This window comes from Chrysiogenes arsenatis DSM 11915, assembly GCF_000469585.1.
Lineage (GTDB): Bacteria > Chrysiogenota > Chrysiogenetes > Chrysiogenales > Chrysiogenaceae > Chrysiogenes > Chrysiogenes arsenatis.
On record NZ_AWNK01000001.1, the window covers coordinates 37,069 to 52,056 of the forward strand.

The following is a 14,988-nucleotide window of genomic DNA, read 5'->3' on the forward strand; positions in this document are numbered from 1 at the left end:
ACATGGATGAACACTACATTGCCTCGTTACTGCGGGAGCTTGCTTCGGGCAAGATCCCGCGTCAGCCTCTCTCTGAGACTGCACCTTGTGCAGAAGAATTACGCGCCCTAATTGGCTATCTGGAGCAGTTGCAGCAGTTTTCTATTGCTTTGGCGAATGGTGATCTTTCGGCATCGCTGAGCGGCGTCAAAGGGTCAGTAGCGGGCAGTATGAAAGCTCTTCATGCCGGTTTGCGCCATTTGACGTGGCAAGCGCAACAAATTGCCGCGGGTGACTTTACGCAGCGTGTTGATTTTATGGGCGAGTTTTCTGTGGCGTTCAATGCCATGGTTGACCGCTTAGCGCTTTCACGTACCGCGATGGAAGCGATGAACCGTCTGCTACAAGAAGAAAACATGAAACTGCATGCCTTGACAGAAGCACTGCGCGAAAGCGAAGAACGCTTTCGTCTGATTGCGGAAAATGTCAATGACGTTATCTGGACACTTGACCCATCAATGACATTTTTTACGTATATCAGCCCATCTATCGCGCATTTGCTCGGTGTCAAAGCCGACGACGCGCTCCATAAGCCAATGGACGAACTGATGACAGAGGAGTCGGCTCGGCAACTGCGCACAACGTTGAGCGCGATGACCGAACGCTGCCTGCACAATCCTGCTGGCGCAGGGTTAATTTCCAATGCCGTTGAAATTGAGCAACGGTGCCAGAGCGGCATCATCATCCATGTTGAAGTGGTTCTTTCCGCCATTATCGATAGCGGCGGTGTTCTCAAAGAATTTGTTGGGATTTCACGGGATATCTCCGAGCGGAAAAAAGCGGAGGAGGTATTACGTTACCAAAGCTCACACGACGCCCTTACGGGACTCTACAACCGCGCCTATTTTGATCTGTCGTTAGAGAAATTCACCACGGACGGCGAGTTTCCATTGGGAATCATTGCTGCTGATCTTGATGGACTCAAACGCGTCAATGATACTTACGGTCACGATGCGGGCGATCAGCTTATTCGCGGAGCCGCCGAGGTACTTCGCAGGACATTTCGCGGTAACGATATCGTTGCGCGGATGGGTGGCGATGAGTTTGCTGTACTGCTGCCACACAGTGATTTGAACGCGGCACGTCGTTCGCTACAAAGAATACAACAGGAAATTGTCGAATATAATCGTGAAGAGCAAAATCGTATCCCTGTGAGCATGTCACTTGGATGCGCTACCGCACAGAATGCAGAAGAAGTTGCTACCGCATTGAAAGAAGCGGATACGCTCATGTACGCCGATAAACTGTCACGACGCCAACAGCGCGCATAAAAAAATGCGGGTCGCGTAAAGCGACCCGCACAAACGAAAAGTAGAGAGGTATTCGTATCGAACGGAGGCAAGGAGGACTGAGGGTCTTATTTGAGTGGATCAGCGCCGACGAATACTTTCCGTCCAGCTTTTTCCATCTGCTCTTTTTCCCACGGCCAGATTGACTGCCAATCTTCCGCTTTCTTCGCATCGCCATCTTTTTTCAGCGCCCAATGGTACTGCTCAGGAGTCAGACCGAACGAACGGCCTTCACTGTCCACATTGAAGATGTGCTGCTTATTCTTGCTGCGTCCACCCTCGTTATTCCAGTTACCATAGCCATATTTCGGCCAGCCATCAGCACCACTTAAAACTTTTACCAATGACTCGGCTTTATCACCGTGGCACTTGGCGCAAGTTTCAACTGCAGTTTTGTCAAAGAGCCATGGGCTTTTCGGATTATTACCAACATTGTGTGAGGTGTGACAGTCGAAGCAGGCCATTTTGGCATGAACGCTGTTTTCTCCTTTGATGGTGTAGCCAAGTTTAATGTCCATATCCTGCTGGTGGTCACGACGCCCTTTGCCATCGATAGAAACCTGACGGTTCCCTTTGCCCCAGTTTGGACGGGTGTACTGCATCACATCTTCATACTTGCTTTGCCCAACGATAAAGCCGCGGTTGTCGTTTGACCCTTTGCCGTATTTAGTGTTCATAGCAGTACGGGTGTGACAACGCGAGCAGACAACTTGACGCTCAGTTGGGTCGGTCAGCTTCGCAGGGTTAATAATATTGGTCTTGGAAGGCATTTTGGCATGAGCGGCTCCACCACCGTGACATGCTTCACACGAAACTTCGATAGAAGACACGAAAGTATCGCGTAAGTGGTCACGTTTTCCAGCAACAAACTCATCTTTTGCTTTGTACCACGCGTCGGCATCAAATCCTGTGCTGTGGCAGGCAATACAACGTTCCTGCCAAGAGTAGAATTCACCGTAATTATTCTTGTTCATCTTCCCATCGGTCGGGTTCACTTCAATAAAGAGGAACTTGTACCCAGCCCGCTCTTTATTGCCGGGATAGTCAACAACAGTTGACTTGTCAAGTTTCCAGCTTATACCACCAGTTTCAGTGGTTGCTAACCACGCTTTGCGCGGGCTGCCATCATAGTAAACCGCGTAACGCTGCTTACGCTGTGAACCGACAACCAATTCTACTTCTTCAAACTTAATTTTATCGATAGCAACATAATTTGTGGTGGCATCTTTGCGATCAAGAATCATGTACGTGTCCAACGTATCCCAATCGCGTTTCACCCACGGATAGATTTTTTCACTTCCCCATGGGTAGTCGCGCCCTTTGAGGTACTGCTCAGGGTACGCCGGACCCCACTCAGTTTTCTTGGTGTGCCAGCTTGATGACCACTGCTTGTGAATATCCGTGTGGCACAATTTACAGGTGTCTGGGCCAACGAACCCTTCAGTAGGATGCGTCATAAAATCTTTTGCCATTGAGACTGACGTGAGCCAGAACAAGGCGAGTACAATGCTCAGTAATCCTTTTTTCATCTTTTCCTCCAAAAATCTTTTCTTGAAAACCGTCAAGACGGGGATAGAAAGCAGGCCATAATTCCCATGGCAAGTGCATACCAAATAATGACTCCAGTGGTGATGCCAAATATTAACTGACCCCGAACAGTAGCCTTTTTTTGCTGCAGCATGCCGATACTACCTCCTTCCTAGCGAACCAGAAGAGCAAGGAGGATGCCAACAGCTTTTTTCACTATAATGGTTTGTGGGACAACTACTTATGCGAATCGCTGACGAGAATGTGCGTCATTCATGACGCAGAGAGCGACTACCACACTGAACAGCACAAACGACTATCTTGTTATGGCAAAGGAAATTACGGCATGTGTCAATGATGACGCATGCCGTAAGCAGCTATTCGCGAAAACGCGCTGTGTCGAAATCGTAGCGCCGCACAAGGCGTTGCAGATTCGCACGGTCAAGCCCCGCGCGCACTGCAGCGCGCGTGACATTCCCGCCCGAGTCGCGAAAAAGAGCATTGAGGTAGTGAGAGTGGAACGAGTTGAGCGCATACTCTTTCGCTTCCTGATAGGTCGAGGTGGCCTGAAAAGCGCCACAATCATGATTGGACGATGATGAGGCTGGACGACAAGTAATCTCTTGCGGCAGTGTTTCGTAGGTGATGAGAGGAGACCCAACAAAGACACAAAGACGCTCAACCAGATTTTCTAATTCACGAATATTGCCCGGCCAGTCATAGCCCATCAGTGCATCCAACGCTGGACTTTCGATGGTTTTCCGTCCTCGCAGAAAGTGCTCCAAAAGCAGCGGAATGTCATCACGACGTTCGCGCAATGGCGGGATTGAGAGGGGGAAAACATTAATACGGTAGAAAAGATCTTCGCGAAAGAGGTTGTCCTGTACCAGCGTTGAAAGAACTCTACTGGTAGCGGTAATAACGCGGACATTGACCTCTATTTCCGCTGTATCTCCAAGGCGGCGGATTTTTTTCTCCTGCAACACACGGAGAAGCTTCGCCTGCACGGCAGCCGAAGTATCGGCAATTTCATCCAGAAAAAGCGTTCCCCCTTCCGCATGTTGAATGAGCCCTTGGCGCGACTCAGTGGCGCCAGTAAATGAACCTTTGGCATGTCCAAAAAGTTCGCTTTCCAGCAGTGTATCAGGGAGTGCACTACAATTAACGGCCACAAAATTCTTCCGCGCCCGATGGCTGCTATAATGGATCGCTCGCGCCACCAGCTCTTTCCCCGTGCCGCTTTCCCCTTGGATAGAAACAGTAGCGTGACTATCGGCGATTTTTTCAATAAGCCCAAAAAGCCCTTGCATGGCCGGTGATTGCCCAACAATGCTTTGAAAGGAATAGCGACGGATCAACTCCTGCCGCAGTTGCTGATTCTCGGCACGTAATACCCGTTTTTCGATAACGCGGCGGATGGCATGGATAACGGTATCGTTTTCAAATGGCTTAACAATATAGTCGTACGCGCCGTTGCGCATAGCATCTACCGCGTGTTCAATGGTGGCAAATGCCGTCATGATAATCACGTCCGCTTGCGGTTGTACGCTACGAACCTGCTGTAAGATATCGCTGCCCGTCGCTTCGGGCATGTAAAAATCAGACAGCACGACATCAAATATATCGGTTTCTAAAATCGCCAACGCCTCTATCGATCGACTACAGGTGCGCACATCATGGTTTTCTCGCACAAGTAACCGCTCCAACAAACGGCACATTGCGGCATCATCATCAATTACGAAAATACGTGCCATTCTGATTCCTTTCTGCAAGAGGGGTAACACGGAAGGGTGATACACACCGTGGTGCCTTTGCCATGTTCGCTCTCTATCTGAATATCGCCACCATGTTCACGAATGATACCGTACGAGATCGCTAGCCCTAATCCAGTTCCCTCTTTTTTCGTGGTAAAAAATGGTTGAAAAACTTTTTCTAGGACTTCTGGCGCAATGCCCAACCCATTATCGGCAATACAAATGACAACGGTATCATCTTCGCATCTGGTTGATAATGCCAATTCGCCTTGGCCATGAATGGCGTCAATCGCGTTCAAGATGATATTGAGCAACACTTGTTTGATTTGCATCGCATCGGCCGATACCTCTGGCACGTCTGTTGCATACTCTGTCTGGATGCGAATGTGTTTCGTTGCCGTCTGATACCCTACCAACACCAGTGTTTCCTGCAGCAGGGCGTTGACGCTCACAACAGCAACCGCATTCGACGGCGTGCGTGAAAATTGCAAAAGGCCTTGCACGATGCGACGACATCGCTGGGATTCTTGCTCAATAATAGCCATATCATTATAGAATGGATGATCGGGCGTCATTTCATCAAGTATAACGCGACAAAATCCGCCAATAGTGTTGAGCGGGGTGCTGATTTCATGGGAAACCCCCGCGGCGAGAGTGCCAACGGCGGCCAGTGTTTCTGCGCGTACCATAAGCGTTTGCGCTTCTTTCAGGGCGCGTGTGGCGTCTTCAATCCGTCGTTCAAGGCTCTCGTTCAGCTCTTGCAACGAACCAAGCAGTTGATCTTTTTCAGCATGAATGGTTTCCAGACGCGACGCCATAAGATTAAACGATTCGGCCAAGAATGCTATTTCATCACTGGCTTGTACGTGAACCCGCTGGGTAAAGTCGCCACGGCTTATAGTTTGCGTGGCACGGGTGAATGCTTCTATTGGGCGACTGATGCTGCGAATGACGAGGACAAATATGGCAACAGAAAGGAAAAATGTCACCACAACAACACTCCAGATCGTGATGCGCGAACGGGTTACTTCGCTGCGGCTGGTACGGTTTATCTCCACGCGCATGGCGTCAGCGGCATGATGAGCGGTCTGCAAGTGCTCTATGAGGGTTTGCGAGCGTTCGCTGGCAAGCTGTTCGTGGAGGTGTCGTTGCTCTTCGTCAATGGCAGTTATGATCGTGCTGATATCCTGTTTGTACAGCTCAATCGTGCGTACCATGTCGCCTAAAATCCCCTCCACGGAGACGATCCGCTGGTTGACTTCAGCATGACATTGCATGCAGGTAATGTCGCCTGAATGGCTTTTGTATTGCTTCTCGATAAATTCGTGATGTTTTTCGAATGCTTCGACGTAGGCCACAAGATCATTGATACTGTGCGAATACCCGGCCTGATGGCGGTACATTTCTGCCTGGGCACTACGCAGAAGATACAGCATCTCCGTATATCGGCTAATGATAGCGTTCTGCTCATTGGTAATCTGCTGATTGACAAACAGGGTATCAAGACTGCGAAGCACGATAAATGCAGCAAATAAAAAGAGCATCATGGTTATGCCAAGCGCAGTAAAAAGTTTTTTTCTCATGGTTTCGCTATGGAATCAATGCGTGTGAGCGGTTCATTAAAAAGTTCCATCTCGCGCATAATATAGCGCAGAGCGTCATATTCGTGATCTTCGGTGCGGATAAAGCGCTCTGCTCCAAGTGCTTTTAAGGCTTGTTGTCCAGCATCTGAGAGGTGCATGTCCAAAAGTGCCGTCTCGATTTGTTGCTTCAGTGCGGTGTCAAGATCGTTGCGAACGGCGAGGGTGTTGGTTGGCACCGATATTTCCCCAGAGGCTATGATCGTAAGAGAAGCGGCAATATCGGCATTCTGCTGCATCATGCGATTGACAATTGACTCTTTGGCGGCACCGATATCAGCATGTTTGGAATGGACGGCTAGCACCGTCGCGTCATGGCTGCCAAGGAAAAGAATCCGTTCAAAATAGGCGTGGTAATCGCCACTATAGCTCTGATGCAGGTACCAACGCGGAAAGAGATAGCCAGCAGTGTTCGCATGATGCACTAACGCAATACGCTTTCCAACCCACGTGGTGACATCGCTCGTCACACCTGTTTCAGGGCGCGTAAAGATCACACCACGGTATTCTGCGCCATATTCGGTATCTACTGGGCGCGCTATTGGCTCTATAAGCCCTTGCTGATAGGTCAGCGCATAGATGTAGCTGCCGAAAAATGCCGCGTCAATAATGTCTTCTTCCAACTCTTTGGCAATCCCGACGTGACTGTAACTGTCGAGAAGTTTTATTTTTACCGGTCGGCGCAAAGCTTGTGTCAGGTATTCGCCAAGCTGATGATAACGCTTGCGCTGCTCGAAAACGTTTTGTTCTGGCAGAATACCGATTGTGAATGGCTTCCCAGCATAAAGCGTCTGAATTGGTGGTGGTTCTGGCAGCGCAGGCTGTTGTTCGCAGCCTGCGAGAAGGAATACTGCGAATAGTACCAGTAAGCTTTTTTTCAAAGACATGGTCACTTCCATTGCTTGAGCGCGATGCGTTAATGAACGTGCATGCGTTATAATCGTTATCCTAGAGAGTTGTCGAGAATTCTCTGCAGTTGATAATACTCAACACTTTCGCTATCATACAAAAAATTGTATCGGGAGGTGCATTATGCGTAAAAGTATACTTGTCGGAGCATTAGCGGTGCTGGCGATTATCCTTTCCGTTCCTGCTTTATTAGGAAAATTTCTTGGCATTTTATAACGCTTCGCGTGGTGCCTGCCGGATACTCCGTTCTGGCACATTTGGATAAAGGAGCCTTTTTCCTGTGTTTAACCCTAAAGAAATGGTTATTGTACAGACGGTGGCGCGGATAAGTGAAACATTGCGCTGCCACACGTCTCGGTGCTTGCGCTCGCGTTTTTTCAAAAATAACTGTCAACTTTGTAAAGATGTTTGTCCGGTAGATGCGGTTACACTGCAATCCTCAGTATCGATTGATTACGACCGCTGCACGCAGTGCATGCTCTGTGTTGGCGCGTGTCCTAATGGAGCGATTGAATCAAAATTTGCGCCATTCCATCTGCTGGTAAAAAAACTCAACGATGTTCCTACGCCAGTATTGGGGTGTTCGGCAATTGCCGATGAAAAGCGGTGGCATGCCGATGTGCCATGCCTTGGAATTTTTTCGGCGGAACACTTTATTGCCTTTAGTGTGTTGGTACGCGGTGTCATTCAGATCAACCTCACTCGCTGCCACAATTGTCGTAACGGTTCGATGGTATCGGCTCTTCAACAACGGTTCGCCGAAGCGATCCACATCTATCCGCCAGTGGCTAAAAAAGTAGTGCTCGTAACCGAGACGCATGCTTTGCAATTTGCACCAAAAATGATGGGGCGTCGCGCTATGTTTGGGTTTCTCCGTGAAAAGGCGACCGAAGAAGCAGCACGAGTGTTTCATCTTGTCTCAGCCGAAGAGTCAAAGTCCACTTCGTACGGAGTGAAGGCATTGCCAAGTCGTCGTCAGTTACTCAACCATGTAACACGCGATTTCCCTGTCCCAGAGCTTACACGGTTTGGCTATCCCTTCGTTGCCGTCAGCAATACCTGTGTTCTTTGCCCAGCGTGCAGTGCTATTTGTCCGACAGGTGCGCTGGTGCTGCATGATACTCAGGAAGAAGGGAAGGTGCTGAAATTTGACCGCTCGCTCTGCACCGGCTGTGGACTGTGCGCCGAATTCTGCCCCAAGAAAGCGATTGGCGTGTGCAGTCATCTCGCGGGTGACGCCCCTGCCACTGTTTTTGAAATATCAATCTTGAAACGCGAAGAGGAGTAAAACCCAAACGAACCCAGAAGGCGCGCAGAGCACGAAAAAAATTTCAAAAATTTTCGCTTTTCTAACTCGTTGAATTACCAGCCTTCATAGCTTGCATCAGTTTTCCCAATCCCTATCAATACAGGCTTTGCACGGTATTTAATCACTCTCTGGCTGGCTTGTCACCCCGTCCGAAAAGTGTTACCTTCCGCAGTCCCCACTACGGGAATTTGATTTGGGAGGACACAGAAAAATGACGGTAAAAACTCAAAAAGTCGTACTCACAGAAACGGCTGAGACGGTACTCAAACGTCGGTACTATATCAAAGATGCGAATGGCGAACTGGTAGAAAACTGGGAAAAACTCGCCCGCCGCGTCGCCAATGCGATCGCGGAACCAGATCGTGAACTTCCGGATTTTGAGACGCTCAAGGATGAGTTTTTCCAGATGATCTACCATCTCGATTTCCTCCCGAACTCTCCATGTCTTATGAACGCAGGAACCGACATCGGCCAACTCTCCGCGTGTTTTGTATTGCCAATCGAGGATACAATGGAAGGGATTTTTGCCGCCATCCGCAACGGTGCGCTGGTACATAAAACCGGTGGCGGGACTGGATATTCATTTTCCCGCTTACGCGCCAGAAATGCGTCGGTACGCTCGACTCAAGGGGTCGCCAGCGGCCCACTGAGCTTTGCCGCGGTGTTTGATGCCGCCACCGAAACCATTAAACAAGGTGGCAAGCGACGCGGCGCCAACATGGGCGTATTGCGAGTCGACCATCCAGATATCATGGATTTCATCACCGCCAAGCAAGATCAAACGAAATTCAATAATTTCAACTTCTCCGTCGCGATCACCGATGCCTTTATGGAAGCCTTGCAGGCAGAAAAAGATTACGAACTGATTGACCCCTCGAATAAAAAAGCGGTTGGTTCTATGAACGCCCGTTACGTTTTCGACACCATCGTCGATCTGGCATGGCACAATGGCGAACCTGGCGTACTCTTCATAGACGCTGCCAATAAAGCGAACCCTACGCCACAGCTTGGCGAATTTGAAGCGACCAACCCCTGCGGCGAACAATGGTTACTTCCCTTTGAGAGCTGCAACCTTGGCTCCATTAATTTGGCGCGTTTCGTGAAAAACGGCCAGATTGACTATAGCCGGATTGAAGCGATCACCCGCATTGCAGTGCGTTTCCTCGATAACGTGATCGACTGCAACCGCTACCCAATTCCTGAAATTGAAGCGATGACAATGCAGACCCGCAAAATCGGCCTTGGGATTATGGGGATGCACGACATGTTGATTCAACTCGGCATTCCCTATGGGTCAGAAGCAGGCCGGATGTGCGCTGCCGAAGTGATGGCGTTCATCCGCAAAATCGCGGAAGAAAAGTCGATCGAGCTGGCCGTTACCAAAGGAGCATTCCCCGCGTACAATCCCGAGCACAATCACTATCCGGCACGTCGCAACGCTGCACTGACGTCCATTCAGCCGACCGGAACCGTTTCGATGATTGCCGATTGCGCCAGTGGGTGTGAGCCGTATTTCTCTGTTGTAATGGTAAAACACGTCATGGACGGCGACCGTCTTTTAATGGTGAACCGGTGGTTCGAAAAAGTCGCCCGTGAAGAAAACTTTTACTCCGACGACCTGATGGCGCGGGTGGCCGATAAGGGAACCGTAGTCGGATTGCCAGAAATCCCCGCTCAGTGGCAGGAAGTGTTCAAAACAGCGCAGGACATCACCCCTGCCGACCATATCCAAATGCAGGCGATCCTGCAAAATAATGGGGTTGACAGCTCTATCAGTAAAACCATCAACCTGCCGAATTCCGCTACGAAAGATGAAGTGCGCCTGTCGTACCTTATGGGATATAAGCTTGGCTGCAAAGGGCTTACCGTCTACCGTGATGGCTCGCGCGATGGGCAGGTGTTGAACACGAAATCAGCTTCCGATGCCCAGAGCGGCGCACAGACGGCGACCGTTGGTGTCAGCGGGCAAGTCGTCAAACAAAACCTCCCCGACGTCATGAGCGCCAAACGGTACCGTTTGAAGGATAAAGACCAGAACAACATCTACATCATCGTCTGCTTTGATGATAACGAAAAGCCGATGGAAGTCTTTGCCAAGTTCCCGTACGACAACCGTATCGACCTGAAAGACAAATCCACCATGTGGACGACGCTCTGCCGTTTGGTATCGCTGGCGTTGCGCTATGATATCCCGATGGAAGAGATCATCAAACAACTTGATCGCTCGGCTGGGCACATGCTTGATTTGCCCTCGCAGATGGGGAAACTGCTGAAATCGTTTATGGCAGGGACGCAGAACGGATTTTCCGGCACTTGCCCCGACTGTAATGGCCAGCTGGTGTACGAAGAAGGATGCGAAACCTGCCGCAGTTGCGGCTACAGTAAATGTTCGTAGTATGGTGAAAATAGGCAAGCTAAAATTAAAAAAGGATATTAACTGTGAACTTTGAAGATTATGTAAAGCAGATAGTTGACGATATTGATGACCAAAAAACTAAAGGTATCGCAAAAAAAGCTATTGATATTGGCTTTAAAAACTTAACAGCTCCACAAAAATATGCTCTCGAGCAAGGTATATCAGATTTTATTATGAAGGAATGCCCAGTTTGTGGAGAAGAAATCAACTATGAAGATATGCAATCAGCTATTTTTAACGGTGAATGTTCTTATTGCCAACATAGGTGGGATGAGATGCTGGCTGAGTAGTGCATAACAAAGCACTCAATCGGACTGCGCTAACGCGCAGCTCGCTTAGCTTGGACGTTCAACAGCAGAAAGGAGAACTATATGGGAAGAGCACAGCTAGCACCAGATGGCACATATGTCGGAGGCGAACCGCACCTTGCGCCTAACGGGAAGTTCGTTGGCGGCAAGCCCCAGCTTGCACCTAATGGGCAGTTCGTCGGAGGAAATCCCCGACTCGCTCCCGATGGAACCTATGTTGGGGGCAAGCCACACCTTGCTCCTGATGGCACCTATGTTGGAGGGAAACCGATTCTTGCCCCAAACGGGAAGTATGTCGGCGATGGATCGACCGACTAAGCGATTCAGAGCCGAGCATCACCTCCGACTGGGTGTGTTGTTTGGTGACAATCCCAAAGAAAAGCATCATGCCCGCTTTTTTGTCAATGTTACTCTTAAGCCTGATGAACCCTTTTTCCCCCTGATTGCGAGAAGTTACTCCGATCGGGGGGAGAGTTTTTATGGATACATGACGGGCGAAAACACGGAAGGGTCACAATAGATTTTTGATAAATAGTGGTTGCTATTCCGGAAATATGGAGCATAATCAGGAATACACTCCTGATTATTGGTGAAAATATGGAATCTGTACTCCTTGAAGATAATCCACATTGGGAAAACAGCGCTGCGTACGACCGCTATATTCGTCGCGAAAAGCTCGATTTAGCTCTGCAATGCCTAGAGCCACGGGAAGTGCTTGCTATCCTCGGGGCGCGTCGTGTCGGCAAAAGCTCATTGGCACGCCTGCTGATCCGTGAGTTGTTGCCAGCGGTTCCGCCACGTAATATTTTTTTCATCAATCTGGAAAAACCGCTCTTCATACCGCACAAGACAAATCCCGCCTATCTCGATACGATCTACGAAGCTTACCTGAAGATAGCGGAACCTGACCTGAGCCAACGCATTTACGTTTTTCTTGACGAGATTCAGGTGTTTGCTGGCTGGGAAATTTTTGTAAAGTCCAGGTATGAAAGTTCTTTTATTAAGTTCGTCATTACTGGATCAAACTCGTCACTGTTGCAATCAAGCTATGCCACGGCATTGACGGGGAGAGTTTTGAAGCTGTATTTATCGCCATTTAACTTTCGCGAGTATTTGACGTGGAAACAAGTCGCTCATCGCACGAAACTCGAACAGGTCAGAAACAAAATAGCAATAAAGCGAGCTGTAGATGAATATCTGCGCTGGGGCGGGTATCACTCTGTTTTTACCGCATCTGAAGTGGTAATCAAGCGTGAACTGATTAAAAACATTGCGGAAGATATTATTTTCAAAGATATTGTGCCGCGGTTGAGCATTAAACATGGGGGCGCTCTTCGCGATCTTTTTGCGTACATTGTTTCAAATACTGCGACAACGCTGAATTACACGTCATTGGGTAATAAGCTTTCGATGGATCCGAAGACAATCAAAGAATATGTCGACCATCTTGAGGATAATTTCCTGCTGCAACGTGTGCCAAGGTATCACACCAAACTCACGGCACAAATCAACTCAGCACGTAAAGTTTACCTGTCAGACAATGGTTTTTTAAACCTTGGAGTTTCGGCGGAGCGCAACTTGGGGGCAATGCTGGAAAATGCCGTGAATGTTGCCCTGCAGGAATATCAGCATGTCTATCTGCTGGAAAATAAGGAATGCGACTTTTATGCCAATGGCAGCTTATATCAAGTTGCGTATCACGTCGATGACGAGGCGACGTTGCGCCGAGAACTGCAGGGGCTTCACCACTTTATGTGCGAATTCGGGCTGGAGTCAGGAACGATTGTGACTTATGATCGTAACGAAACTAGGCATATTGAAGATAAAACAGTTGAGTTTGTGAGTATAGAGAACTTTCTTCTTTCTGGTGTCACATGAATTTCAGTGAAAGGAAAACGCATGGGCTATCGTAATCTCCAGCACTGTGTTGCTGATTTAGAGCGGCACGGGCATCTGCGCCGCATCGACGTGGAAGTTGACCCGCATTTGGAAATGGGGATGATGCAACGCCGTGTCTACGCGGCTGGTGGCCCAGCCCTTTTCTTTACCAAAGTCACCGGGAGCCGGTTCCCCATGCTGGGCAATCTGTTTGGTACGCTGCCACGCACGCGCTTTCTTTTCCGCGATACCTTAGCCTCAATCGAGCGGCTCGTTGATTTGAAACTGAACCCCATGGCGTGGCTGAAAAATCCGTTGGCGTACGCCAGAACGCTTCCGGCAGCGACGCATCTGCTGCCGCGCAACGTCAAAAACGGGCCAATCCTTGGCGGGCAATGCCACATTCACGACCTACCACGGCTGGTTTCTTGGCCAAAAGATGGCGGTGCGTTCGTCACGTTGCCGCAAGTCTATTCCGAAAGTCCACTCACGCCCGGCTGGAAAAAGTCGAATCTCGGCATGTACCGCGTGCAGCTTGATGGCAACGACTATGAGCGCAACCGTGAGGTCGGCATTCACTATCAAATCCACCGCGGCATTGGCGTGCACCACCAGCAGGCCGCAGCGCGGGGGAAAGCGTTACCTGTCAGCGTGTTTGTTGGGGGAGCGCCATCCATGAGCATTGCCGCCGTGATGCCACTGCCCGAAGGGATGCCAGAACTGGCGTTTGCCGGAGTGCTGGGCGGCCATCGCATTCAGATGGTCAAGGGCGCTTCGGAGTCGCTGATTATGCCAGCCGAAGCCGACTTTGTGATTACCGGAAAGATTTACCCGCAGGATGTCAAACCGGAAGGGCCGTTTGGCGACCATCTGGGATATTACAGTCTGGTGCACGATTTCCCGGTGATGAAAGTGGAAAAAGTCTACCATCGGCGCGATGCCATCTGGCCATTTACCTCTGTCGGTCGTCCACCGCAAGAAGATACGTCATTCGGTGCGTTTATCCATGAACTGACCGGCGCGCTGATTCCCACCGTGCTTCCGGGCGTATGTGCCGTGCATGCCGTAGATGCGGCCGGCGTGCATCCACTGCTGCTTGCCGTCGGCTCTGAGCGGTACACCCCATACAATCCGCTGCACGAACCGCAGGAGATTCTCACTCAAGCCAACGCCATTCTCGGCCAGGGGCAACTGTCGCTGGCCAAATACCTGATGATTGCCGCCCGTGAAGACGAACATGTTCCAGATATCCACGATATCGGTGCCTTTCTGGAACATATGCTGTGCCGCGTTGACTGGAAGCGCGACCTCCATTTCCAAACCCGTACGACGATTGACACCCTTGATTACAGCGGGAGCGGCCTGAATAAAGGCTCTAAAGTCGTAATCGCCGCAGCCGGAGCGCCGGTTCGCACCTTGGCGCGCGCTGTTCCCGCAGAAATTACCCTCCCCGATGGCTTCAGCGAACCGCATCTGTGCTTGCCGGGAGTCGTCGCCGTACAAGGACCAGCATGGACAAATGAACGCAGTGGCCGTCGTCAGCTCCGCCAACTGGCACGTGAGCTTAACGCCGCGCAGTGGCAAGAGGTGCCGCTGATTGTACTGGTCGACGATGCCCGCTTTGTCGCCCGTTCGCTGGATAACTTCCTCTGGGCGGTCTTTACCCGTTCTGATCCTGCGTGGGATATCGACGGCGTTGATGCCGCCACCGCTGGCAAACATTGGGGCTGCGCTGGACCACTTATCATTGACGCGCGCATTAAAACGCACCACGCACCACCGCTAGAAGAAGACCCCGATTTGGTGAAAAAAGTAGAGGCGAAGATGAAGGCATTGCGGCTGGTTGGCAGTTGAAGTACTCTGAATGAAGAGCCATGTCGCCAGTGGCCAGCAAAAACCATGTACTGACTCTTGTCATT

At 50.1% G+C, this 14,988-nt stretch carries 11 protein-coding genes; 7 read left to right on the forward strand and 4 right to left on the reverse strand.

Going from position 1 to position 14,988, the window contains the following annotated elements; all coding sequences use genetic code 11:
• Positions 1-2: 2 nt before the first annotated feature.
• Positions 3-1,310 carry a sensor domain-containing diguanylate cyclase gene (locus P304_RS15750; protein ID WP_051321260.1) on the forward strand — a complete coding sequence of 436 codons (1,308 nt, stop codon included), beginning with the start codon at positions 3-5 and terminating at the stop codon, positions 1,308-1,310.
• An 86-nt stretch (positions 1,311-1,396) separates the two neighbouring features.
• On the opposite strand, the gene P304_RS0100200 is transcribed toward P304_RS15750, so the two are convergent.
• From P304_RS0100200 to P304_RS0100220, 4 genes are all read right to left on the reverse strand, one after another.
• Positions 1,397-2,857: a multiheme c-type cytochrome gene (locus P304_RS0100200; RefSeq protein ID WP_027388899.1), complete on the reverse strand. Its 1,461-nt coding sequence runs from the start codon at positions 2,855-2,857 to the stop codon at positions 1,397-1,399.
• A gap of 375 nt (positions 2,858-3,232) precedes the next feature.
• Positions 3,233-4,609, reverse strand: coding sequence for a sigma-54-dependent transcriptional regulator (locus tag P304_RS0100210; protein ID WP_034763434.1), 1,377 nt, complete (start codon positions 4,607-4,609; stop codon positions 3,233-3,235).
• The gene (locus P304_RS0100215) at positions 4,591-6,192 is read right to left on the reverse strand and encodes a sensor histidine kinase (RefSeq protein ID WP_027388901.1); all 1,602 of its coding nucleotides are present in this window, start codon (positions 6,190-6,192) and stop codon (positions 4,591-4,593) included. The genes P304_RS0100210 and P304_RS0100215 overlap by 19 nt, the downstream gene beginning before the upstream one ends.
• Positions 6,189-7,136 carry a phosphate/phosphite/phosphonate ABC transporter substrate-binding protein gene (locus P304_RS0100220; RefSeq protein ID WP_027388902.1) on the reverse strand — a complete coding sequence of 316 codons (948 nt, stop codon included), beginning with the start codon at positions 7,134-7,136 and terminating at the stop codon, positions 6,189-6,191. Before P304_RS0100220 ends, P304_RS0100215 begins: the two co-directional genes overlap by 4 nt.
• 302 nt (positions 7,137-7,438) lie before the next feature.
• Between P304_RS0100220 and P304_RS0100230 the strand changes: the two genes are divergently transcribed.
• The 6 genes from P304_RS0100230 (at position 7,439) to P304_RS0100255 (ending at position 14,923) form a co-directional block, all read left to right on the forward strand.
• Positions 7,439-8,446, forward strand: coding sequence for a 4Fe-4S binding protein (locus P304_RS0100230; protein ID WP_027388903.1), 1,008 nt, complete (start codon positions 7,439-7,441; stop codon positions 8,444-8,446).
• A 232-nt stretch (positions 8,447-8,678) separates the two neighbouring features.
• On the forward strand, positions 8,679-10,862 hold the full coding sequence (locus P304_RS0100235; protein WP_027388904.1) for an adenosylcobalamin-dependent ribonucleoside-diphosphate reductase: 2,184 nt from the start codon (positions 8,679-8,681) through the stop codon (positions 10,860-10,862).
• Positions 10,863-10,906: 44 nt separating this feature from the next.
• The gene (locus tag P304_RS0100240) at positions 10,907-11,173 is read left to right on the forward strand and encodes a hypothetical protein (protein WP_027388905.1); all 267 of its coding nucleotides are present in this window, start codon (positions 10,907-10,909) and stop codon (positions 11,171-11,173) included.
• 81 nt (positions 11,174-11,254) lie between these two features.
• Positions 11,255-11,509: a hypothetical protein gene (locus tag P304_RS0100245; RefSeq protein WP_027388906.1), complete on the forward strand. Its 255-nt coding sequence runs from the start codon at positions 11,255-11,257 to the stop codon at positions 11,507-11,509.
• 279 nt (positions 11,510-11,788) lie between these two features.
• Positions 11,789-13,069 (forward strand): ATP-binding protein, encoded by a 1,281-nt coding sequence (locus P304_RS0100250; protein WP_027388907.1) that lies wholly within the window; start codon positions 11,789-11,791, stop codon positions 13,067-13,069.
• 21 nt (positions 13,070-13,090) lie between these two features.
• Positions 13,091-14,923, forward strand: a complete 1,833-nt coding sequence (locus P304_RS0100255) for a UbiD family decarboxylase (protein ID WP_027388908.1) — start codon at positions 13,091-13,093, stop codon at positions 14,921-14,923.
• Positions 14,924-14,988: the final 65 nt, after the last annotated feature.

What these genes read in the sequence shown, in the direction of transcription:
- P304_RS15750 (WP_051321260.1), top strand. Translation starts at nt 3, where the DNA reads ATGGATGAACACTACATTGCCTCGTTACTGCGGGAGCTTGCTTCGGGC.
- P304_RS0100200 (WP_027388899.1), bottom strand. Translation starts at nt 2,857, where the DNA reads ATGAAAAAAGGATTACTGAGCATTGTACTCGCCTTGTTCTGGCTCACG.
- P304_RS0100210 (WP_034763434.1), bottom strand. Translation starts at nt 4,609, where the DNA reads ATGGCACGTATTTTCGTAATTGATGATGATGCCGCAATGTGCCGTTTG.
- P304_RS0100215 (WP_027388901.1), bottom strand. Translation starts at nt 6,192, where the DNA reads ATGAGAAAAAAACTTTTTACTGCGCTTGGCATAACCATGATGCTCTTT.
- P304_RS0100220 (WP_027388902.1), bottom strand. Translation starts at nt 7,136, where the DNA reads ATGTCTTTGAAAAAAAGCTTACTGGTACTATTCGCAGTATTCCTTCTC.
- P304_RS0100235 (WP_027388904.1), top strand. Translation starts at nt 8,679, where the DNA reads ATGACGGTAAAAACTCAAAAAGTCGTACTCACAGAAACGGCTGAGACG.
- P304_RS0100245 (WP_027388906.1), top strand. Translation starts at nt 11,255, where the DNA reads ATGGGAAGAGCACAGCTAGCACCAGATGGCACATATGTCGGAGGCGAA.
- P304_RS0100250 (WP_027388907.1), top strand. Translation starts at nt 11,789, where the DNA reads ATGGAATCTGTACTCCTTGAAGATAATCCACATTGGGAAAACAGCGCT.
- P304_RS0100255 (WP_027388908.1), top strand. Translation starts at nt 13,091, where the DNA reads ATGGGCTATCGTAATCTCCAGCACTGTGTTGCTGATTTAGAGCGGCAC.